Here is a 17470-nt window from a genome sequence, read left to right on the forward strand (position 1 = left end):
GGCATGACGGGCGCGAGGGCGATCCCGACGGCGGTGGCGCTGCCGGCGAGGGGCTGGGTGAGCGCGCCCAGGAGCGGTAGGGGGGACAGCGCGGTCCAGCGGCGCCAGATGTCTCGGAGACGGCGGCGGGTGCCCGGATGCGAGCCGGGCCGGCACAGGTGGACGCGTTCACTGTCACGGATGTAGGTGATTGCGGCGATCTCACGGGGGAGCTCGGGATGGATGCCGGTGTGATATTCGGCGGCGAGGGCCGCGCGGAACTCTCGCCATGACTCGGCTTCGCGTTGGTAGTCCCAGCAGCAGTCTCGCTTGGAGCGGGCGGCGAGGGTGTAGAAGACGCGGACGCCATCAAGGACGAGGCTGTGGCAGTCGCCGGGTTCGCCGTGTCGGATGGCGTTGCGGTAATCGTGGGGGAGGTTGAGTGAGGTGGCGCCCGCTTTGAAGCGGGCTAGCGCGGTGCGGGGGCGTGGCTCGCCGGTGGCGGCTGGGAGAGCGGGGGTGTCGGGGATGAGTCGGTGGGCGCCGGAGTCATCGACGTTGATGGACATGTTTGGCACACCTCGCGCGCGTCTCGTGCGTGTTGCTGGATGCGGTTGTGTGCCAAGGCCCCGTATTAGATGAGACGCGTGCGGGGTTGACTTCGTCGAGTCATTCACGTCACCGTTACGTGTTTGTTACTTAACATCCTGTCGTGGTGAGTTGTGTGCACGACAAGAACGCCAACAGTGAGTCGTAAGGACCGGTCAGCTCACCTTGCCGCGTCCCTTGCGAAGCCTCCGGTTGACGATGCCGTCGACCTCGCTCTTGAGCGCCAACAGGGCATCGATGTCATCCAGTTGATCGCGCACCAGGTAGTTCAAGAAGATCATCATGCGGCGCTCGTCTGTCGTAGTACCTGGGGTGCGCCATACGTACTGCTCCCACAGCGGCCTGGAGCCGATGTCGGACGGCACATCGGGGTCATCGGGTGGTGCGGGAACGAGGGGGCCGAGGCGCGCTGAGGGAGCGATCTCCTTGGCAGTGGCGACGCCGGCGTGGACGAGCATGTCGCCGAGCGAGTAGCCGAACACCTCGCCTATCGCGCGTAGCGCCTTGATCTCGGGGACGCGGTCGTCGATCAGGATGCGGGAGATGACAGAGGGGCTGATGCCGGTCTGTTTGGCTAGGCGGGTGCGGCCGCCGGCGCGTGACCCATCGACTTCGTAGCCGCGTAGTTCCATCTCGCGGCGTAGCCACACACCGAACCTTTTGTCCTCTTCGGTGCCCACGGGCAAGAACTGTATCCCCTCGCGACAGCTAAGTCACGTGCTTGCCGCACAGCAACTAGCAGGTCAGGGGACGGACGCTCAGAAACTCCAAGATCACCGCGTTGACTCGAAAGAAGATTCGACAGCCACATCCACTGTAATCGCTTTGTCCAACCCCTTGCATGCCGAGCAGCAAGCAAGTTAGCGTGCTGCGTGTGCAGCAAATAGAGCCGCGAGTGCAGCTCCGCCACAACCAGTACGACAAGTACTGCGCGCTGGCCGAACTCACCACGCAGGCGCAACAGGGCGAGGCGTTCGGGCAGTCGGAGGCATACATCAGCCGTGTCCGACGTGGCCGCCGTGAGGTCAACGCCGCGTTCATCGCTGGAGTCCTGGCCGCTTTCCCCGACCTCCGCTTCGACGACATGTTCGAGGTCGTTGGCCTCCGCCCTCTCCGGAGGAGCGCATGAGCGCCATGGGTGACTCGACTGCCCCGATGGAGTCGCGGCCCTGGTACCGGCCCGGTATGTCGGCGCGGGACATCGCATGCTGGGAAGCCGCCGAGCGGTGCGCCGCCGCAGCCCCTGAGATCCGCCGCGGCGATGATGTGTGGCTGGCTTTGCGTCCGCTCGTGGGCGGCATGTGCGCCCACCCCGACGAGCAGGAGCACCGCGCCGCATAGACGACGAGCCCCGGCCGGCTGCGACCCGACCAGGGCTCCACACCAACCGACAACCCCACATCACGAGAAGGAAGGAAGTCGGCCAGCAATGCCCGAGCCTACCGGCAGTCACTGCCCCTTCTGCTCCACTCCCACGGAACTGCGTGAGGACACCCCGGGTGTCCCTGCCCGCTGGTACGAGACCGCCACGGACCGGCCGCACACGTGCCCGCCTGGCACGGGCCAGCGACCCGCCGAGATGGCCGTGGAGCCTGCGGGCGGTGCGACATGAACGTGTCCCGCGACGAGTACATCACCGGGCTGCGCGCTATCGCGGACCTGCTGGAGAAGATCCCCGAGCTTCCGCACTACGAGTACGGGCACCCCTCGTTCGCGGTCACCGGGAACGAGGAGGAGGCGTTTGCCGCGATCGGCGCCGCTGCTGACGCTCTGGCCAAGGCCGGGATCCCCTACGAGCGCTACGAGGGTCCAGGTGCCGTGGGCGTCGAGATCGCTGTCGCCGGGATGCGGTACGCGTTCTCGCGCATCGACGAGCGTCGTAGCGCCGAGGACGAGGCGCGCCGCTCGTACTGCCACAACGTCCAGGTCGAGGGCGAGGAGGCCGGTGATGCCTGAGCCGACGCCCGCCGCCGAGCGGCATACCGCTGCCACGAAACTGCGCAAACTGCTGCCAGGTGACCTGAGCGCGCCGCCGCGTCTGGTGATGACCGACGCCGAGACCATTTCTGGTATCGCGTTCTGCGGCGACCACCTCCTGCCGTTCGACGAGGAGCACCAGCACTCGGCCTGCGACAAATGCGAGGTCATCGACTGCAAGTATGCGGCGCTCGCCGAACTGGTCCTGGCGCTGCTGCTGGGACGTGAGGCGCAGGCGGTGTCGCTGGAGACGGTGGCCGCTTCTTGGCCGGTCCACGAGGCACGAACGTCCACGGCGGCGGCAGGTAGCGCCCGCCGTCACGCGCTCCGCATCGCCCGCGCGGTCAACCACTCCGTGGCTGAGGCGGTGGCGCCGTGACGATCCGGTACGAGTCCCGCCGTCACGCCGCTGCTGACCGGGTGATGGCCGTGTACGAGTGGTTGTTGGCCACCACCCGGAAGGCGGTGGCCCGTGGCTGACCCGATGACTGATCCTGCGGTGGTCGCGCGTGTCGCCGAGTTGCAGGCCGCGTTGGACAGGATGCAGGCCGCTGCGCTGGCTGCTCAGAACGAGCGGGACACTGCCCGCGCCGAGGCGGCCGCCACGGTGAAGCTGTGGACCGAGCACGTCGAGAAGGTGCACGCCAACCACCACGAAACTCAGATCCTGTTGAGCGCGGCTGAGAAGGGGCTCGCTCGGCAGACCGTGATCGCCCGGGCCGAGTACGAGCGGCGGTGTGCCGCCGAACGGCTAGCCGCTGGCCGCCAGACCGCAATCGAGCGGTTGACCGAACAGCGGGACGCAGCCAGGCGTCAGGTGCTGGAGCTTAACGCGCGCCTCCTCGACGAGACGGAGGCGGCCGATGCGTGAATCGCTTCGCGTGAAGAAGCCAGTTGCCGGGCTGACCGCGCCCGCCCGGCTGCGCCACCACCGCGCCCCGGGCCGCCACACCGGACAGGAGGTGTCGGCATGACGCCGATGACCGACAAGATGCTCGCCGAGATCCGCGAGCGCGGCTACGGCCGAGGAGACGTGCAGGTCCTGCTGGACGAGGTGGACCGGCTCCGCACGGCGTCCGCCCGCTATATCGGGCGGATCGAGGAGTTGGCCGCCGAGAGCCGGTCTGCGCGCGGAGCGGTGGAGGTGCTCACCGGCCAGCGCGACGACTTCAAGGACCAGCGCGACCGGCTCCGCGCCGAGTTGGCCGAGGTCGCCACCTGGAAGACGCGCGGCGGAATGCGCGAATTGACCGTCCTGCGCCGGGACATGGGCGCCGTGCAGGCCGAGCGGGACGCAGCGCACGACGACGCCGGAATCGCACGGGACGAGAGCGAGCGGCTCCGCGACCAGCTGGCCGAGGCGCAGCGCGTCGCGGCGACCCTGCGCGCCAGCCGCACCGAGGTCCGGACCAAGCTTAACGAGGCGCTCAAAGCGGCCGACGACGACCGGAACCGGCTCGCCGAGCACGAGCACCTGGTCCGGATGCTGCACCCGAAGATCGCACAGCCGCGACACGGCTGCTGTATACCGCCCTCGACCTGTGGCGGTCATCGTCCAGAGTGCGGCGGGGACCACGGCGGCCAGTGGGTGGCCTGGCCATGCTCCACGATTCGGGCTCTCGACGATCCGGTGATCGCCCGGAACAGGATCCGCCATCTCCACAAGGAGTTCCGCGGCCAGGACGCGGTGGAGTCCACGTGTCTGGCTGATCGTGAGCCCTGGCCCTGCCCTACCATCTGCGCCCTCGACGGGACGGAGGCGGGCCAGTGAGCGCCGCCGACGCTCTCACTGCGGGCGTGCACATCAACGAGACCCACCTGGCTTTCTACGCCCCCGACACCGCCACCTACTGGCACACCCACCGGATCCGCTGCGAGGCCAGCGGACTGCTAACCGTCCTGTCCGCCGACGCCTTCGGCGACACCGTCCTCCTCGGCCCGATGTCAACGGCCGACGCCGACGCCATGCGCGCTCACCTCCACGAGAAGGGCGCGCCCCGGACGGCCGTCACGGTGTGCGACTACGCCAAGGGGGCGGGCCGGTGAGCGCCGTGATCACCTGGGGACCGCCCATCGCCCTCGCCATCCTCGGCGTCTGGGCGCTGAAGAAGACCATCGCCGCCGGACCCCGCGTCGACCGCCTCGCAGACCCGCGTCCCCTGCCAGGCGAGCGCGTCACCCCGCCCGGCTTCACCGCCCCGCCCGCCGACGACCAGGACGGCGAGCACGACATCGAACCGCGCTGGGACGAGCGCAAGCCCGGCGTCCATGTCCGCCCCTGGAGCCCCGGGGAGGCGCCGTGACCGACGACGCCCTGTGCGCCTGCGGCTGCGGACGCCCCAAGGACCCCGAGCGCCGCGGCTGGTCACGCGCCTGCTACTTCCGCTGGTACCGCGCTGGGGCGTGCGAAGGGGAACCCCCGCCGCCCCCGCGTCGCGGCCCCGAATGGTCAGCCGCCCTGCGTGAGGACCTCCTCTGGCTCGTCCAGGGCGGTGAGTCCGTCGAGCAGGCCGCGGACCGCATCGGCGTGACGGTCGAGACCGCGGAACGGTATGTGAACCCGCCCCCGCCTAGACCCGGATGTGCCGTGCGGGATTGCAAGGAGGCGCCGACCTACCGCCGGTGGTGCGACACCCATCGGGACACGCGAGCCGTGTACGAGCAGGCACGCGCGGCAGAGATGTCTCGGCAGGCGGCGGCCTTCTACGTTGGCGTCCACTGGCGCGTGACCTACCGGTGGGAACCCGGCCAGCCCGGCATCGGCCGGCCCCGGACGCGGAGGGCCGCATGACCGCCATCCCCGACCGCCCCGCCGGGACGCGCCCGCCCGCGCGCCCGGCGGGGCCCCCGCCCGCTACCGCGCAGGACTCCGAGACCCCTGACACCTCTTCACCTGGCCGTGTTCCCCCGGCCACCGAGGGACCCGACGGAGGATCCCGATGACCGCGTTCACCCGTCAGCAAGTCGAGCAGCTACTTCGGCCGGTCAACAAGAATCGGGTCCTCCGCGACGGGAAGGGTCACTCCCACGTCTCCCAGCAGGACGTCACCGCGCATCTGATCCGGATGTTCGGGTTCGGTTCCTTCAACACCGACGTCGTCTCCGTCGAGTGCGTGTACGAGCACGAACGCGTCGACAACAAGGGCGTCGCAACTGGGCGGTGGGACTGCTGCTACCGGGCGCTGCTCCGCCTGACGATCAAGGACCAGGCCGGCAAGGAGATCTGCCACTACGAGGACGGATCCACCGCGACCGCGCAGAACCAGACCCGCGGCGACGCCCACGACCTGGCGTACAAGTCGGCTCTGTCGCTGGCGAAGAAGCGCGCCGCGATCAACCTCGGTGACCAGTTCGGGCTATCGCTTTACAACAAGGGCCAGCTCGCCGCCCTCGTCCGAGGCACGCTCATCCTGCCGGAGGGGGAGCCGTCCGAGGGCGACGTTCAGGACGGCGTCCCGCAGCAGGTTTCGCTCGGCAACGACGAGGTCGACCGTGACCTCAACGGCGATGCTCCAACTGCGTCCGCCGAGACGGACCCCGGCTGGCTCGCGGCCATCGAGAGCCGCATCACCAGAGCGACCGACCTCGGCGACCTGGAAACGCTTGCTAACGAAGTCGAGAACAAGCGGGCCGCTGGGCAGTGCGACCAAGCCCAGTACGACCGCCTGTACGCGATCGGGAACCGGCGGCACGCCGAACTGGCGGGGGCGGCTGCCTGATGCTTCCTGCCGTCATCGCTCAGCAACTCGGCCAACTCGGTGTCGATCTCGACCAAGCCGTTCGCCGGCTCGGTGAGCTCGAACAGACCGCCATCGAGGCCGAGGCCGCCTACAAGGTCAAGTTCTCGCAGGTCTTTCGTGGCGCGTCGGGCTCGGTGGAGGACCGCAAGCAGCAGGCCGTCGCCGAGTGCGACGCCGAGTGGCGGAATTGGTCGCTGGCCGCATCGGCGGTGCATGTCCAGAAGGAACACATGAAGGCGTTGCACGCCCGCATCGACGTGGGCCGTTCGTTGGCTTCCACGGCCCGCGCGGAGGCAAGCCTCGCCGGATCGGGGATCACACCATGACCGACATCTCGGCCCGCGAAGCGCGCCTCGCGTACGCGCTGCTGAAGCTCCAGCAGCGTCGCCTGTCCGCCGCGCTGAAGACGTTCGAGCCGTTCATCGACCAGGAACCAGGCGACAAGAACACCGCACGGCTCGGCGAAGCCAAGCTCGGCAAGGTCGCCAGGACCGAACCGGTGGAGAAGCCGATGGTGTCGGATCGGGACGCGTTCACCAAGCATGTCGCGGCCGGTTGGTCGACCGAGGTGGAGCAGGTCGAGACCGTCCGCCCGGCGTTCGAGCGGAAGCTCCTCGCCGAGATAGAAGCCCGCGGCTGCGCCGTTGATGACAATGGCGAGGTCGTCCCCGGGGTCCGTTTCGACGCGGCGACTCCGCAGCAGCGGTTCTACCCCGAGGACGGCGCCGAAGACCTCCTCGCCGTGATCGACCTCGACGACCTCCCTGAGGTCGAGGGCTTGGACTGGCGTGAGCTGCTGCCGATCCGCGCCGATGGCGGTGGGTCGTGAAGCGGGGCGGGCGCCTGGAGCGCCGTACCCAGCTCACGTCCACGATGAGGCTCGAGCGGCGTGCGCCCCTCACCTCAACGATCAGGCTGGCCCGTGTCACGCCGTTGCAGCCGGTCAGCGTGAAGCGCCGCGCAGAGAATCGTGAGCGCCACAAGGTCGTGCACGCCACGTTCGGCGACGCCCCGCTGTGTAGGGCACCTGGCTGCGGACGGCTCGCCGACGACATCCACGAACCGCTTACTCGCGGCCGTGGGGGATCGGTCACCGATCCGTCGAACATGGTGCCGCTGTGCCGCACATGCCATGGCCTCGTCCAGCTCGGCCCGCCTTGGGCCTACGAGTTCGGCTTGATGGCTCATTCGTGGGATGGCGGCGATGCCGCGTGAACGCCTGCTCCCCAGCCCCTGCCGCAGTCCCTGCCGCGCCTCCCGCCGAAGCAAAGGAAGAGGAGACACCAGTGCTGAACGGACTCGCGACCACGGACCTGCCGCTGCTGGTCGACGCACCGGCACGGACGCTGCAGCCGGGCGAGAAGATCTGTCGCCACCCCGACGACGGCTCGGAGGTGGACTGGCGTGTCGTCGGCCACCACCCCGGCGAGGACGGTGCGGTCGTTGTGGAGTATCACCTCCCGGATGACGCGCCCGGCGCGGACCCGCGCACGTGGACCGTCACCGACCCCGACGACGAGGACCACTGGTTGACGGTCGAGGTCGGGCAGGTGACCCGATGAGCGGTCGGCACGCAGTCCAGCCCAGTCGGGGCCCGTCGCTTCCGGTGAGGTCGGTCCGGTTCGTCTACGGATGCGTCGCCGCAACTGGCGGCTGGTACACCTCCACGGTCGCCGGGCTCGTCGGCGGGCTGTTCGACCGGTTCTCCCGGACCGATGTGGCCGAGTATTGCGCGGAGGTCGAGGAGACCCCAGCCGAGCCGATCCGGGTGCCGCATCCGGTGCTGCTCGCCGCGGCCGGGCACCGGGTTTCCGCCGAGTCGGCCCCTGCGCCGGCGCCGCTCTCCCCGCACGCTGCCCTGCGCCGCCTGCACGGCGAACAACCGGACCTGCCGGGCGGGCACCTCCGCTGGTCGTTCCCCGGCGACGGCATCCATGGCGAGGTGTACGCCCTGGACGGCAGCGAGGCCGAGCATTGCGCGATCGTCGGGCAGTACGCCGCGGCGCTCGGCGCGCCCGTCGACACCCGCGACGACAACCCCGCGGGCCGCGTCCTCGTCGCGACCGCCGGAAACCTTCACGGCTTCTGGGTCCTGGTGACCACGACCCTGTACACCGCGGTCCCGGAGCTGATCCGCGCCGAGACCGAACGGGACCCGTCGCTGGCGGACGAGACCCAGACCACGGGCGCGATTCCTCCGGAGGTCCTCCGCGAGGTGATGTCGGCGTGAGCGTCCGCATCCCCGCCCGGGTGAACCGGCTCCTCGACTCCGTGTCCCGGCACCGGCTGCCCGCCGCTGGCGCGGTAGCCGCTACCGCTGGTATCGCGGCAGCAGCGTCGCAGTCGGCTCCGGCTGGCGCCGTGGTAGCCGCAGCGACGTCGGGGGCCGGGTTCCTCACCGTAATCGTGGTTGAACGGCGACGGCTCCGCGAGGCCCTCAAGCAGGTCCACTACGACAAGGGCGCACTTGAGGCTGAGCTCGCCGAGCGGCGTATGGGTGACCCGTCCGCGCCGACCACTGAGCTCCGCACGATCGGTGAGGGCGGTGAGCCGGTGTGAGAGACCGAGACACCGACCGGACCGACATCATCCCTGGCCTGCGGACACACCAGACCCGGGAGCTGGACATGCCGCTACCGGAGCCTTCGCCGTCTGGCAGGCACCGCAGTGGCCGCCGCAGCTTCACGCGGGTGCAGTGGGTCGCGTTGATCAGCGCCCCGGTCGTCCCGATGGCCGCAGCTGCGGGCTGGATCCTGGGCGGCTCTACCGGCTCTCGTCCACCAACGGTCGCGCCGCCGTCGTCCACGGAGGCCACACGGCCCAGTGCCGTAGCGCCTGAACCATCACGGTCTGCACCAGCGCGGAGCATCGACCGGCCCCGTCCCCGCAGGACGAAACCCCCTGCGGCTGCGCCGCCCCCGCCGAAGGCACCGCGTCCGGCAACGCCGTCCCGGTCGACCGGACCCTCCGAAAACCCGTCACCTTCCCCGACCGGGACGACGCCGTCCCCGTCCCCGAGCCCTTCCGGCTCGCACCCGATCACCCCACCAGCGACCGTGAAACAGAGAGGCGACTGGGATGTCCGATGATCAGCAGCTCGGCCGGAGCCTGATGCAGGCCGTGGGGTCGGCGTCTGTGGCCGTCACGATGATCGACAACGCCGCCGGCGGTGACCCGTGGAAGGTCCTCGTCGAGGTCCGTACCGCACTGGTACGCGGCTTCAACGGCCGCCCGCTCGTTCGACCCCAAACGTGCCCGCGTGGCGTGCACCGCGACTGGTGGGCGGACGCCGAGGACCTGGTCTGCCCGTGGTGCCGCATCGCCGCCCTCGAAGGCAACCCCGCTGCGGCGGCCGACGAGACGGACGCGGCATGACCAGCGCTCAGACCGTCAAACTCAGCGAGAGTCTCCTGCGGATCGTCCCGGTCCGCTTCCAGGACGCCTGTGGATTCGTGGAGATGTGGCATCGCCATCACGCGCCACCGGTCGGCTGCAAGTTCTGCCTCGGCGTGGCAGACGATGCCGACGTCCTGCGAGGGGTCGCGATCGTCGGTCGTCCTGTCGCCCGGATGTTCGACAACGGGCTCACTCTCGAAGTCACTCGGACTGCGACGGATGGCACGGCGAACGCCAACTCGATGCTCTATGGCTCGGCATGGCGGGCGGCAAAGGCGCTCGGCTACCGACGCCTGGTCACCTACACCCAGCAGGGTGAGGCTGGCACGAGCCTGCATGCCGCTGGATGGCGAGTCCTTGCCGAGCGGCGATCACGCCCCGGCTGGACGTGTCCCTCTCGCCCGCGTACGCCGAAAGGCACTGAAGGCATCCCGCGGACATTGTGGGAGGCGTCGTGACCGGCCGCACTGAGCAGCCCCGCCCGCCGCGTATCACCGGCTCCGCGGCGGGCGGGGCCACCAGCGCCGGGCAGGCGGGTGGGCGGGCCCCCGAGCGTCCCCTGCCTGCCCGGCCCGAAGCCTTCCTCCTCTGCCTGTGCGGGCATCTCGGACTGCTGCACAACATTGCGACCGACAAGAAGATCCGCACCGCCTGCTCGGTCCACACCGGTACCGCATGTACGCCCTGCGGATGCCGCAAGTTCGCCCCTCAACCTTCCACTCCAGGAGATCCCTCATGACTGATCACGGGCGGCGGCCCGTCACCACAACGGCCGAGGAGCGTGCGTCGTGATCACTGAGGCTGTCATCCGGGTCATCCTCCACTGCTCCCGCTGCAACACCCCGTTCGTCGACGACGACGTGGCGCCTGGCGCCCCGATCCTGTGGGCCCCGACCGAGCTCGTCGAGGTGTTCCCATCCGACATGAACGAGTGGGACGACGTGCAGGGCTGGATGCGCGTTGGCGCCCGGGTCCTGTGCCCCGGCTGTTGGCGCTCGGACCGCGAGGACGCTCTCCCCACTGAGATCACGGCGCTGCCTGCGGTGGACGCGGCGAACGTGGTCCGGGAGCAGACCGGCTACACGTCGGTGGAGGCGCTCGAGCGGGTGTTCTACAACGTCCGCAAGCGGCCTGGGCTGGACGACGGGTGGCGGCCCGTCACCGGGACGGCCGGTACCTCATGAACCGCCCTGTCCCCATGGCGAGGGACCAACTACTCGCGGTCATCGACGACATCCGCACCCGCGTCGCCAACGGCGACTCGTTCGAAGGCTCGATCGAGTACCTGATGCCCGAGAACCCGGGCGGGGGCGTCGACTTCGACGTCCGCGCCGGTTACCGGATCGGCAACTCGATGGGCCAGGGCGGCTTCCGACTCATCGCCGCACCGGAGGCCGACGACACCATCCACGCCGACACCACGGGAGGCGCGCCGTGAGTGAGTTCAGCAAGATCGAATGGACCACGCACACGTTCAACCCCTGGTGGGGCTGCGTGCGCGTGTCACCCGCATGCAGGTTCTGCTACGCCGACGGCCAGGCCCGCCGCTACGGCCACCAGGTGTGGCGCAAGCACGGCCCCCGCCGGATGCTGTCGGACGCGAACTGGGCGAAGCCCCTCAAGTGGAACCGCGGCGCCGAACGCGCCGGTATCCCCGCGAAGGTGTTCTGCGCGTCAATGGCGGACGTGTTCGAGGACCACCCGGATGTGGCCGAACCCCGCAAACGACTCTGGGACCTCATCGAGGCGACGCCGTGGCTACGGTGGCAGCTCCTCACCAAACGCCCCGAGAACGTCGCCAGCATGGCGCCCTGGGGCCGTGACTGGCCCTCCCATGTGTGGCTCGGAACGAGCGTGGAGAACCAGCGGTTCGCCGAACAGCGCATTCCCACTCTGCTCCGCATCCCTGCGGCCGTGCTGTTCCTGTCGTGTGAACCGCTCCTCGGCCCGGTGGATCTCCGCAACATCCGAGCCGGCAACGGCGCCCTGGTCGACTGCCTGTCCGGCGACGTGAAGACCGCCGACGGACGCGAGGTCTACGCCGCCGCACCGAACTCGGTGTCGTGGGTCATCTCAGGTGGAGAGAGCGGCGCCAAAGCCAGACCGACTGACGTGGCATGGGTCCGGTCACTGATCGCCCAGTGCCGCGACACGCACGCCGCACCGTTCGTGAAGCAGCTCGGTACCGCATGGGCTGCCGGCATGTTCGTCGGTGGCCGATCTGTCGCCGCTCAGGGAGACCGCAAGGGCGGCGACCCCGAGTACTGGGACGCTGACCTGCGCATCCGTGAGCTGCCGTACAACGTCGGGGTGGGTGCGTGATGGCCCGCTCCCGTGAGATGGACCCGCAGTGGGCGACCGTCCGCGCCGCACGCCAGGCCGACACCCACAAGCGCCCCATCGGCAAGCAGATCGACGCTGAACACATCCTGGTCATGCCGCCCGTGGAGGACACGGTCGAGGCCGCAGAACGGTGGGAGGCCGCAACGAAGGTCACCGACCTCGCCGCCGGGCAGCACGCCTGCGAGCTGAACCCGGCGCGCGGGGTGACGCTCTGCACCCACCCCGATCACGACCGGGACGCCGACGCCGCACGAGACGCCCTCGACGCGCTGGGCCTCCCCAGCGACCAGAGCGACACAGAAGACACCTACACGCCGCCCGCCAAGCCGAAGGCCCGACTCGGCCGGTCGGCGTCACAGCGACCCGACTGGGCCTGGCAGGACCAAGCAGCGTGCCGCGGCAAAGACCTCACCTTCTTCTTCGGCGCCCCCGGCGAACCATCCGCCGACAGGCAACTCCGGGAGTTCTACGCGACCAGGTTCTGCCGGTCGTCCTGCCCCGTCCTCGACGCCTGCCGAACGCACGCGTTCGAACGGAACGAACGGGACGGCGTTTGGGGCGGGCTCACCGAAGACCAACGCAAGGCCGCACGCCGTAACTGGCAGCGCAGGCAGCGGGGGACAGCGGCATGACCTCCTGCCCCCATCCCCTCATCCAGCAGCTGACCGCCGAACGCATCCGCCGCGGCCTGTCCCAGCGCACCGCAGCTACCCGCGCCGGCGTCTCCGCCTCCACCGTCTGCATGTGGGAGACCGGCTCTTCACCGTCCCTGACCCTCCTGGAGATTTACGCGGAGTCATTGGGCTTCCACCTCAACCTGGTTGCGGTCGCCCACGCGACACCGGGCGAGGCGACGCCATGACCGCCGCCCACGAACTCGACGCCCTCATCGACGAGGCGCTACCTGCGGCAACCGAGCTGTCGGTGTGCGTCCGCGACCGCGACGCGACCGGCGTCCACGCCGTCCTCGGTCCCGTCCTGGACACCGGCGACCGCGACCAGGTCGCGGCGCTGATCATCGCACTCGCGGTGATGATCCCCGATGACCTTCCGTTCGGGGACCTGGTCGCCTGGACACACGGCCCCCACGTCTCACAGGAGGCGTACGCCGAGATCGTCAACCTCGTCCGCCCCGGCCACAAACGCTGCTCAGCGTGCCGTGAGGTCCAGCCGCTGTCGGAGTTCCGCCGGGACCGCAGGAAACGCGACGGCCACAAGTCCCGCTGCTGCTCCTGCCTGTCCACCGCCTCCCGAAGCACGGTCGGCAGGAGAGAAGGGGCAGCCTGATGTCAAGAGTCGGCTGTCTCAGCGTTCACGATCTTTCGGACGGTCTCTCGAGACCACCCGGTGACTTCGGCGACATCTACGATCTGCCATTCGCCGGACTTCACGGCATCACGTACGGCGTCGTCAAGTCTCGCCCGAGCCTCGGTGAGGCGTGTCTCGGCGCGCTTGTGGGCGCGCATCGCCGCAATGAGGTCTCGCTGAGCCATGCGCCCAGTGTCCCACGAGACGCCAACCACACCTACATTGGCGTAGGGTTGCGCAAACTAACTTGGCATAGTTACATGCTAACTCAATGGCCGCGCTGAGCAGGCCGTAGCCCACCTATCCGCGACCTAGCAGGGGGAGCACCAGCACAGATGGCTGTCAGCAAGAAGCTCCGCTTCGAGGTCTTCCGGCGGGATGGCTTCACGTGCCGTTACTGCGGGAGGACCGCTGTGGACGGCGCTGTCCTTGAGCCGGACCACGTCGTTCCCCGCGCACGGGGAGGCAAGGACGTGGCTACCAACCTCGTCACGGCCTGCGAGTCCTGCAACTCCGGCAAGAGCGACACGCCGCTGGAGAGCCCGCCTATCGACGATGTCCCCTTCGACCTCTTCCGGCGCGCATGCAACGAGCGGGGGATCACTCCACCTGCGGGCCACCTGATGGACACGGACTCGGCGGTAGATGAGGACACCACATTCCTGGCCGGTCGGCGCAGCCTGGCCTACCAGGTGCTCGGGATGGCGAACGACTGGGACCGCCGCCACGCAGTCCAGCAAGCACTTCGAGCTGCGGCGCCGCACGAACCGACGCAGGAGGAACTTGACCTGTGCGCTGGGGTCATCGCCGCCGAGAGCGCGTTCTGTGACCTGGAACGCCTGTGCGAGATCCTCATGGGCTTCTTGCACGCGATACCGGGGGGGCGCCAGACCTGGGTGGACGCCGTCGCATTTCTGAAGGAGACCAAGGACGGACATCTTCGCCCGACGGACATCATTGAGGAAGCCGTCAACCGCATCCTGACGAGCGTCTGATGGCCTGGGCTCGCGTCGACGACGGTTTCGACGACCACCCCAAGATTCTCGGGCTCCTTGAGGAGGAGCAGGGACCAGCGGCTATCGGACTGTGGACGCTGTGCCTGACTTGGGCGCACCGCAATACGAGACGCAAGGGCAAGACCCCGGGTCTCATCCCGGTCGGCCTGCCGCGACGCTACGTCGGGCCAGCAGGCAGGGAACTCGCGAAACTGCTTGTCGCCCATGAACTGTGGGATGAGCACGACAGCGGTTGGATGATCCACGACTTTTCCGAGTACCTGCCGACCGAGGAGACCAAGGCAGCGCGTTCCGCCGCAGGAAAGAAGGGCGCGGCGAAGCGCTGGGCTGGCAAGCGCGCGTCAGATGCCAGAGCCGACGAAGCAGAAGCAAAGCAAACCGATGGCAACTTGCCATCCGATAGCCATGACGGCGCTAGCAACGACGTAGCAACCGATGGCTCGCGCGCGCCTGCGCACCGGGCTATCCCTTACGGGATAGCACCCACCCCCACCCCCGAACCCGGTGATGAACCTTCGGTTCACCACGACACGTCGGACGGCGGCGCCGCCGACGATCCCGATGACGATTCCGACGAAGACGAGGAGCAGGACGACCAGCGAGACGACGTCGAACGTGTCTGCCGGCACCTCGCCGATCGCGTCCAAGGCAATGGCTCAAAGCGCCCCCGAGTGTCCAAGACCTGGCGGCGAGAAGCCCGACTGCTGATGGACAGCGACGGGCGCACCGAAGAACAGGTTCACCGCGCGATCGACTGGTGCCAGGACAGCAAATTCTGGCGACGCAACGTGATGTCGATGCCGAAGCTGCGCGCTCAGTACGACCGCATGCGCCTCGAAGCCGAAGAGCAACGAGATCGAGCCTCGCCTGATCAGCGCGATCCCGGGCCGGGACGTTCGACCACAGATGAGCGTGTCGCCCAAGCCCAAGCGCTCAAGGAACGCCGCCGCGCTCGCGCCGAAGGGGCCAACCCTGACGGCACCCTCATCCCCCCGAACACCATCCTCGGAGAGGTGGTCTGATGACTGACGATGAGGTCGTTGACCTGCTGACCCTGATGGCGTCGTTCGACCGCCGCACCGTCGGCGACGCTGATGTCGACGCTTGGCTCATGGCCGTCGGTGATCTCCCGTTCGCCGACGCAAAGGTCGCCGTCGTAAAGCACTACCGCGAGTCGCGGGAATGGTTGATGCCAGCCGACGTGCGACGCGCTGTCCGCGCGATCCGCGAGGAGCGGATCAAGGTACGGCCTCTGCCCGCGCCAACGCCTGATGAGGCCGTCGATCCTCGGGTCTACAAACAGCGGATGGCAGACATCATCCACCGCGTCGGTAACGGCAAGATGCCGTTCCGTGCGATCACCGCTGGTGGCGGCGCAGAGCCCTCAACCGAGTACCAGGAGGCGCGGTCGCAGGAAGACCGCGACCGGGTGCTCGCTCAGACAGTGCCCTGTCCGGTCGATTGGTGCCCGGCGCTCGCGGGAGAACCGTGTCGGCCGTCGCCGACGCAGGAGCCCCTGACGACGTGGCACCCGTCGCGCCTCCAGGTCGCCCGTGGTGAAGAGCCTAGGCCGATCAACAAGCAGAGCACTGCGGGTGAGGCGTCATGACGCCCGCGGAGGTCCAGGACCTTCTGGTTGAGGTATGCCGTGTGTTTCCGCGTCAGGCCGATGAGGCGATGGATCCCGAGCAGTGGCGGAAGGGGCTCGAAGGCGTTCGGTACGCGGAGGCGCTGATCGCGGTGGCGATGTTGCGACTGTTTCGGCACAGGGTCAAGCCGAGCCATGTCCTTGACCGCGTGATCCTTACCCGGAGGAATGTCCAAGAGCCGTCCGGTGCTGCTTGGGAGGCTCGCCGAGCACGCCACAACGGCGTGGAGTACCAGGGCGGCCCGGTCTGTTGGCCGCCGGACATCTGCGTTGGGTCGTGCGCCACTTGCCCGAACGATCCGGCGGCGGTGGCCCCGTGAGCGATGTCGAGATCCAGGCGGCGGAGAACCGTGCCGCAGGTGAACTTGAGCGGCGGCTCCGCCCGATCGTGACGATCCAGGACGTGCGGGCGTTCGCTGAGCGGTTCATTGCGGACCTGCGTGCGGAGGGCTGGCGTCCGCCGCTGCGCCCGAACCCGGGCTGGAAGCAGCACGCGGCCCAGCCGGGTGCTGGCCCGAATGACGACTGGCGGGCGGCGAAGGAAGCGCTGCTCCGCGACACCCAGGGAGGCTCTGATGGCGCGTGAGCCGCATCCCCTGGTCGCCGAACTCAAATCGGTTCGTGAGGGCGCTGGGCTGTCGGTGTGGGAAGCCGCGCGCCGCGCTGGTCTGGCGACTGCGGTGGTCCGGGATTGGGAGTCGGGGCGCAGCGAGCCGACCGTGGTCGCGTTGGAGAAGTACCTGGCGGTGTTCGGGCGGCGGCTGTGGTCGGCCGGCGCCGAAGCTGAGGTGCTCCACGCGGAGGCGGTCCGCCGGCTGGAGTTGGAGACGCTGCCGGACCGACCGACACAGCCCGAGCTCCCGCCGGTGACGCCCGACCAGGCCGCGGAGAACCGGCGCGTCTTGGCGGCGGCGCTCGGGATCACCGATGACCTGCCGTTGTCGCCCGCCGCGATCGTTGAGGAGTTCAACCGGAGGGCAGCGGCATGACGGCGTTGTGGCTGGTGAAGACGCTTCCCGCTGTCGACTATCCGGAGCATGCCGGGCTGCCGGTGACGTGGAGGCCGTGGCAGCTGCCGCAGCGGTTCTCGAAGCTTGTACTCGGCTGTGAGGCGTGCGGCACGGACGGGCAGGTGTGGTCAACGACCGGGCTCGTCGGCCCACCGTCGGAGGTGCTACCGCCGCAGCGGACGTGGCGGACACCGCGCCTGTATGCGTTCCGGTGCGCGCCGTGCGGAGCGATGACGGCCTACGACTCAGGCTCGTCGGGCGCTGATTGGACTGAGATCGACCTTCAGAGCCCGGCAGCCGAGGGCGTGATCGCGTGACCGCTTTGGCTGTGGGTGTGTTCGCCGGGTTCACGGTGCAGTCGCTGGTGTTCCCGTTCTCGCTTCCTCCGACCCGTCCGCGGCCTGCAGCTGCGGTGGTGGAAGACAACGGGCCTGGGAGGCGACC

The 17470-nt window shown here is 69.0% G+C and carries 32 protein-coding genes; 29 read left to right on the top strand and 3 right to left on the bottom strand.

The features are described 5' to 3' along the window. Window positions 1–548 (bottom strand): hypothetical protein (locus E1298_RS00600; protein ID WP_131888724.1); only part of this gene is annotated, 548 nt, incomplete at its 3' end. Window positions 549–743: 195 nt separating this feature from the next. Continuing rightward, window positions 744–1268: a helix-turn-helix domain-containing protein gene (locus E1298_RS00605; RefSeq protein ID WP_131888725.1), complete on the bottom strand. Its 525-nt coding sequence runs from the start codon at window positions 1266–1268 to the stop codon at window positions 744–746. Window positions 1269–1462: 194 nt separating this feature from the next. Between E1298_RS00605 and E1298_RS00610 the strand changes: the two genes are divergently transcribed. From E1298_RS00610 to E1298_RS00720, 24 genes are all read left to right on the top strand, one after another. After that, entirely contained in the window at window positions 1463–1717 is a 255-nt protein-coding gene (locus E1298_RS00610; RefSeq protein WP_131888726.1) for a hypothetical protein, read from the top strand. A 5-nt stretch (window positions 1718–1722) separates the two neighbouring features. Beyond that, window positions 1723–1929: a hypothetical protein gene (locus E1298_RS00615; protein ID WP_131888727.1), complete on the top strand. Its 207-nt coding sequence runs from the start codon at window positions 1723–1725 to the stop codon at window positions 1927–1929. 267 nt (window positions 1930–2196) lie between these two features. Beyond that, the gene (locus E1298_RS00620; protein ID WP_131888728.1) at window positions 2197–2544 is read left to right on the top strand and encodes a hypothetical protein; all 348 of its coding nucleotides are present in this window, start codon (window positions 2197–2199) and stop codon (window positions 2542–2544) included. Further along, window positions 2537–2944, top strand: a complete 408-nt coding sequence (locus E1298_RS00625) for a hypothetical protein (RefSeq protein WP_131888729.1) — start codon at window positions 2537–2539, stop codon at window positions 2942–2944. The genes E1298_RS00620 and E1298_RS00625 overlap by 8 nt, the downstream gene beginning before the upstream one ends. A gap of 93 nt (window positions 2945–3037) precedes the next feature. Further along, entirely contained in the window at window positions 3038–3436 is a 399-nt protein-coding gene (locus tag E1298_RS00630; RefSeq protein ID WP_131888730.1) for a hypothetical protein, read from the top strand. Window positions 3437–3535: 99 nt separating this feature from the next. Further along, on the top strand, window positions 3536–4336 hold the full coding sequence (locus E1298_RS00635) for a hypothetical protein (protein WP_131888731.1): 801 nt from the start codon (window positions 3536–3538) through the stop codon (window positions 4334–4336). After that, a complete protein-coding gene (locus E1298_RS00640) occupies window positions 4333–4611 on the top strand; it encodes a hypothetical protein (RefSeq protein WP_131888732.1) in 279 nt (92 codons plus the stop codon). The genes E1298_RS00635 and E1298_RS00640 overlap by 4 nt, the downstream gene beginning before the upstream one ends. Further along, on the top strand, window positions 4608–4868 hold the full coding sequence (locus tag E1298_RS00645) for a hypothetical protein (protein ID WP_131888733.1): 261 nt from the start codon (window positions 4608–4610) through the stop codon (window positions 4866–4868). The genes E1298_RS00640 and E1298_RS00645 overlap by 4 nt, the downstream gene beginning before the upstream one ends. After that, a complete protein-coding gene (locus E1298_RS00650) occupies window positions 4865–5356 on the top strand; it encodes a hypothetical protein (RefSeq protein ID WP_131888734.1) in 492 nt (163 codons plus the stop codon). Before E1298_RS00645 ends, E1298_RS00650 begins: the two co-directional genes overlap by 4 nt. 148 nt (window positions 5357–5504) lie before the next feature. Further along, on the top strand, window positions 5505–6284 hold the full coding sequence (locus E1298_RS00655) for a Rad52/Rad22 family DNA repair protein (RefSeq protein ID WP_131888735.1): 780 nt from the start codon (window positions 5505–5507) through the stop codon (window positions 6282–6284). Next, the gene (locus tag E1298_RS00660; protein ID WP_131888736.1) at window positions 6284–6631 is read left to right on the top strand and encodes a hypothetical protein; all 348 of its coding nucleotides are present in this window, start codon (window positions 6284–6286) and stop codon (window positions 6629–6631) included. The genes E1298_RS00655 and E1298_RS00660 overlap by 1 nt, the downstream gene beginning before the upstream one ends. After that, the gene (locus E1298_RS00665) at window positions 6628–7134 is read left to right on the top strand and encodes a hypothetical protein (RefSeq protein ID WP_131888737.1); all 507 of its coding nucleotides are present in this window, start codon (window positions 6628–6630) and stop codon (window positions 7132–7134) included. The genes E1298_RS00660 and E1298_RS00665 overlap by 4 nt, the downstream gene beginning before the upstream one ends. Before the next feature lie 44 nt (window positions 7135–7178). Beyond that, window positions 7179–7520 carry an HNH endonuclease signature motif containing protein gene (locus E1298_RS00670; RefSeq protein WP_131888738.1) on the top strand — a complete coding sequence of 114 codons (342 nt, stop codon included), beginning with the start codon at window positions 7179–7181 and terminating at the stop codon, window positions 7518–7520. Window positions 7521–7591: 71 nt separating this feature from the next. Beyond that, window positions 7592–7867 (top strand): hypothetical protein, encoded by a 276-nt coding sequence (locus E1298_RS00675; RefSeq protein ID WP_131888739.1) that lies wholly within the window; start codon window positions 7592–7594, stop codon window positions 7865–7867. 44 nt (window positions 7868–7911) lie between these two features. Then, entirely contained in the window at window positions 7912–8535 is a 624-nt protein-coding gene (locus E1298_RS00680) for a hypothetical protein (protein WP_131888740.1), read from the top strand. 176 nt (window positions 8536–8711) lie between these two features. After that, window positions 8712–8864, top strand: a complete 153-nt coding sequence (locus E1298_RS47615; RefSeq protein ID WP_165975223.1) for a hypothetical protein — start codon at window positions 8712–8714, stop codon at window positions 8862–8864. Window positions 8865–9383: 519 nt separating this feature from the next. Then, window positions 9384–9680, top strand: a complete 297-nt coding sequence (locus E1298_RS00685) for a hypothetical protein (protein ID WP_131888741.1) — start codon at window positions 9384–9386, stop codon at window positions 9678–9680. Continuing rightward, window positions 9677–10159: an XF1762 family protein gene (locus E1298_RS00690; protein ID WP_131888742.1), complete on the top strand. Its 483-nt coding sequence runs from the start codon at window positions 9677–9679 to the stop codon at window positions 10157–10159. The genes E1298_RS00685 and E1298_RS00690 overlap by 4 nt, the downstream gene beginning before the upstream one ends. Before the next feature lie 330 nt (window positions 10160–10489). Then, window positions 10490–10885: a hypothetical protein gene (locus E1298_RS00695; RefSeq protein WP_131888743.1), complete on the top strand. Its 396-nt coding sequence runs from the start codon at window positions 10490–10492 to the stop codon at window positions 10883–10885. Window positions 10886–10899: 14 nt separating this feature from the next. Beyond that, a complete protein-coding gene (locus E1298_RS00700; protein ID WP_131888744.1) occupies window positions 10900–11139 on the top strand; it encodes a hypothetical protein in 240 nt (79 codons plus the stop codon). Next, window positions 11136–12023 (top strand): DUF5131 family protein, encoded by an 888-nt coding sequence (locus E1298_RS00705; RefSeq protein ID WP_131888745.1) that lies wholly within the window; start codon window positions 11136–11138, stop codon window positions 12021–12023. The genes E1298_RS00700 and E1298_RS00705 overlap by 4 nt, the downstream gene beginning before the upstream one ends. Then, entirely contained in the window at window positions 12023–12676 is a 654-nt protein-coding gene (locus E1298_RS00710; RefSeq protein ID WP_243725331.1) for a WhiB family transcriptional regulator, read from the top strand. Before E1298_RS00705 ends, E1298_RS00710 begins: the two co-directional genes overlap by 1 nt. After that, window positions 12673–12906: a helix-turn-helix domain-containing protein gene (locus tag E1298_RS00715; RefSeq protein WP_131888746.1), complete on the top strand. Its 234-nt coding sequence runs from the start codon at window positions 12673–12675 to the stop codon at window positions 12904–12906. The genes E1298_RS00710 and E1298_RS00715 overlap by 4 nt, the downstream gene beginning before the upstream one ends. Further along, window positions 12903–13331, top strand: a complete 429-nt coding sequence (locus E1298_RS00720) for a hypothetical protein (RefSeq protein ID WP_131888747.1) — start codon at window positions 12903–12905, stop codon at window positions 13329–13331. Before E1298_RS00715 ends, E1298_RS00720 begins: the two co-directional genes overlap by 4 nt. Window positions 13332–13333: 2 nt before the next feature. On the opposite strand, the gene E1298_RS00725 is transcribed toward E1298_RS00720, so the two are convergent. Next, complete coding sequence (locus tag E1298_RS00725; protein WP_131888748.1) at window positions 13334–13537, bottom strand: hypothetical protein; 204 nt, start codon at window positions 13535–13537, stop codon at window positions 13334–13336. Window positions 13538–13687: 150 nt separating this feature from the next. Here E1298_RS00725 and E1298_RS00730 point away from each other — a divergent pair, with 150 nt between their 5' ends. The 5 genes from E1298_RS00730 (at window position 13688) to E1298_RS00750 (ending at window position 17005) form a co-directional block, all read left to right on the top strand. Next, the gene (locus tag E1298_RS00730; RefSeq protein ID WP_131888749.1) at window positions 13688–14347 is read left to right on the top strand and encodes an HNH endonuclease; all 660 of its coding nucleotides are present in this window, start codon (window positions 13688–13690) and stop codon (window positions 14345–14347) included. After that, the gene (locus tag E1298_RS00735; protein WP_131888750.1) at window positions 14347–15390 is read left to right on the top strand and encodes a hypothetical protein; all 1044 of its coding nucleotides are present in this window, start codon (window positions 14347–14349) and stop codon (window positions 15388–15390) included. Before E1298_RS00730 ends, E1298_RS00735 begins: the two co-directional genes overlap by 1 nt. Further along, entirely contained in the window at window positions 15390–15977 is a 588-nt protein-coding gene (locus E1298_RS00740; protein WP_131888751.1) for a zinc finger domain-containing protein, read from the top strand. The genes E1298_RS00735 and E1298_RS00740 overlap by 1 nt, the downstream gene beginning before the upstream one ends. A 355-nt stretch (window positions 15978–16332) precedes the next feature. Next, on the top strand, window positions 16333–16602 hold the full coding sequence (locus E1298_RS00745; RefSeq protein WP_131888752.1) for a hypothetical protein: 270 nt from the start codon (window positions 16333–16335) through the stop codon (window positions 16600–16602). Continuing rightward, window positions 16592–17005 (top strand): helix-turn-helix domain-containing protein, encoded by a 414-nt coding sequence (locus E1298_RS00750; RefSeq protein WP_165975224.1) that lies wholly within the window; start codon window positions 16592–16594, stop codon window positions 17003–17005. The genes E1298_RS00745 and E1298_RS00750 overlap by 11 nt, the downstream gene beginning before the upstream one ends. The last annotated feature ends 465 nt before the right edge of the window (window positions 17006–17470 follow it).

Source organism: Actinomadura rubrisoli (assembly GCF_004349215.1).
Taxonomy (GTDB): Bacteria; Actinomycetota; Actinomycetes; order Streptosporangiales; family Streptosporangiaceae; genus Spirillospora; species Spirillospora rubrisoli.

Excerpts from the sequence above, each read along its gene's own strand:
- E1298_RS00615 (WP_131888727.1), top strand. The coding sequence starts at position 1,723 with ATGGGTGACTCGACTGCCCCGATGGAGTCGCGGCCCTGGTACCGGCCC.
- E1298_RS00620 (WP_131888728.1), top strand. The coding sequence starts at position 2,197 with ATGAACGTGTCCCGCGACGAGTACATCACCGGGCTGCGCGCTATCGCG.
- E1298_RS00625 (WP_131888729.1), top strand. The coding sequence starts at position 2,537 with ATGCCTGAGCCGACGCCCGCCGCCGAGCGGCATACCGCTGCCACGAAA.
- E1298_RS00635 (WP_131888731.1), top strand. The coding sequence starts at position 3,536 with ATGACGCCGATGACCGACAAGATGCTCGCCGAGATCCGCGAGCGCGGC.
- E1298_RS00655 (WP_131888735.1), top strand. The coding sequence starts at position 5,505 with ATGACCGCGTTCACCCGTCAGCAAGTCGAGCAGCTACTTCGGCCGGTC.
- E1298_RS00660 (WP_131888736.1), top strand. The coding sequence starts at position 6,284 with ATGCTTCCTGCCGTCATCGCTCAGCAACTCGGCCAACTCGGTGTCGAT.
- E1298_RS00665 (WP_131888737.1), top strand. The coding sequence starts at position 6,628 with ATGACCGACATCTCGGCCCGCGAAGCGCGCCTCGCGTACGCGCTGCTG.
- E1298_RS00670 (WP_131888738.1), top strand. The coding sequence starts at position 7,179 with ATGAGGCTCGAGCGGCGTGCGCCCCTCACCTCAACGATCAGGCTGGCC.
- E1298_RS00685 (WP_131888741.1), top strand. The coding sequence starts at position 9,384 with ATGTCCGATGATCAGCAGCTCGGCCGGAGCCTGATGCAGGCCGTGGGG.
- E1298_RS00690 (WP_131888742.1), top strand. The coding sequence starts at position 9,677 with ATGACCAGCGCTCAGACCGTCAAACTCAGCGAGAGTCTCCTGCGGATC.
- E1298_RS00700 (WP_131888744.1), top strand. The coding sequence starts at position 10,900 with ATGGCGAGGGACCAACTACTCGCGGTCATCGACGACATCCGCACCCGC.
- E1298_RS00710 (WP_243725331.1), top strand. The coding sequence starts at position 12,023 with ATGGCCCGCTCCCGTGAGATGGACCCGCAGTGGGCGACCGTCCGCGCC.
- E1298_RS00715 (WP_131888746.1), top strand. The coding sequence starts at position 12,673 with ATGACCTCCTGCCCCCATCCCCTCATCCAGCAGCTGACCGCCGAACGC.
- E1298_RS00720 (WP_131888747.1), top strand. The coding sequence starts at position 12,903 with ATGACCGCCGCCCACGAACTCGACGCCCTCATCGACGAGGCGCTACCT.
- E1298_RS00725 (WP_131888748.1), bottom strand. The coding sequence starts at position 13,537 with ATGGCTCAGCGAGACCTCATTGCGGCGATGCGCGCCCACAAGCGCGCC.
- E1298_RS00730 (WP_131888749.1), top strand. The coding sequence starts at position 13,688 with ATGGCTGTCAGCAAGAAGCTCCGCTTCGAGGTCTTCCGGCGGGATGGC.
- E1298_RS00735 (WP_131888750.1), top strand. The coding sequence starts at position 14,347 with ATGGCCTGGGCTCGCGTCGACGACGGTTTCGACGACCACCCCAAGATT.
- E1298_RS00740 (WP_131888751.1), top strand. The coding sequence starts at position 15,390 with ATGACTGACGATGAGGTCGTTGACCTGCTGACCCTGATGGCGTCGTTC.
- E1298_RS00750 (WP_165975224.1), top strand. The coding sequence starts at position 16,592 with ATGGCGCGTGAGCCGCATCCCCTGGTCGCCGAACTCAAATCGGTTCGT.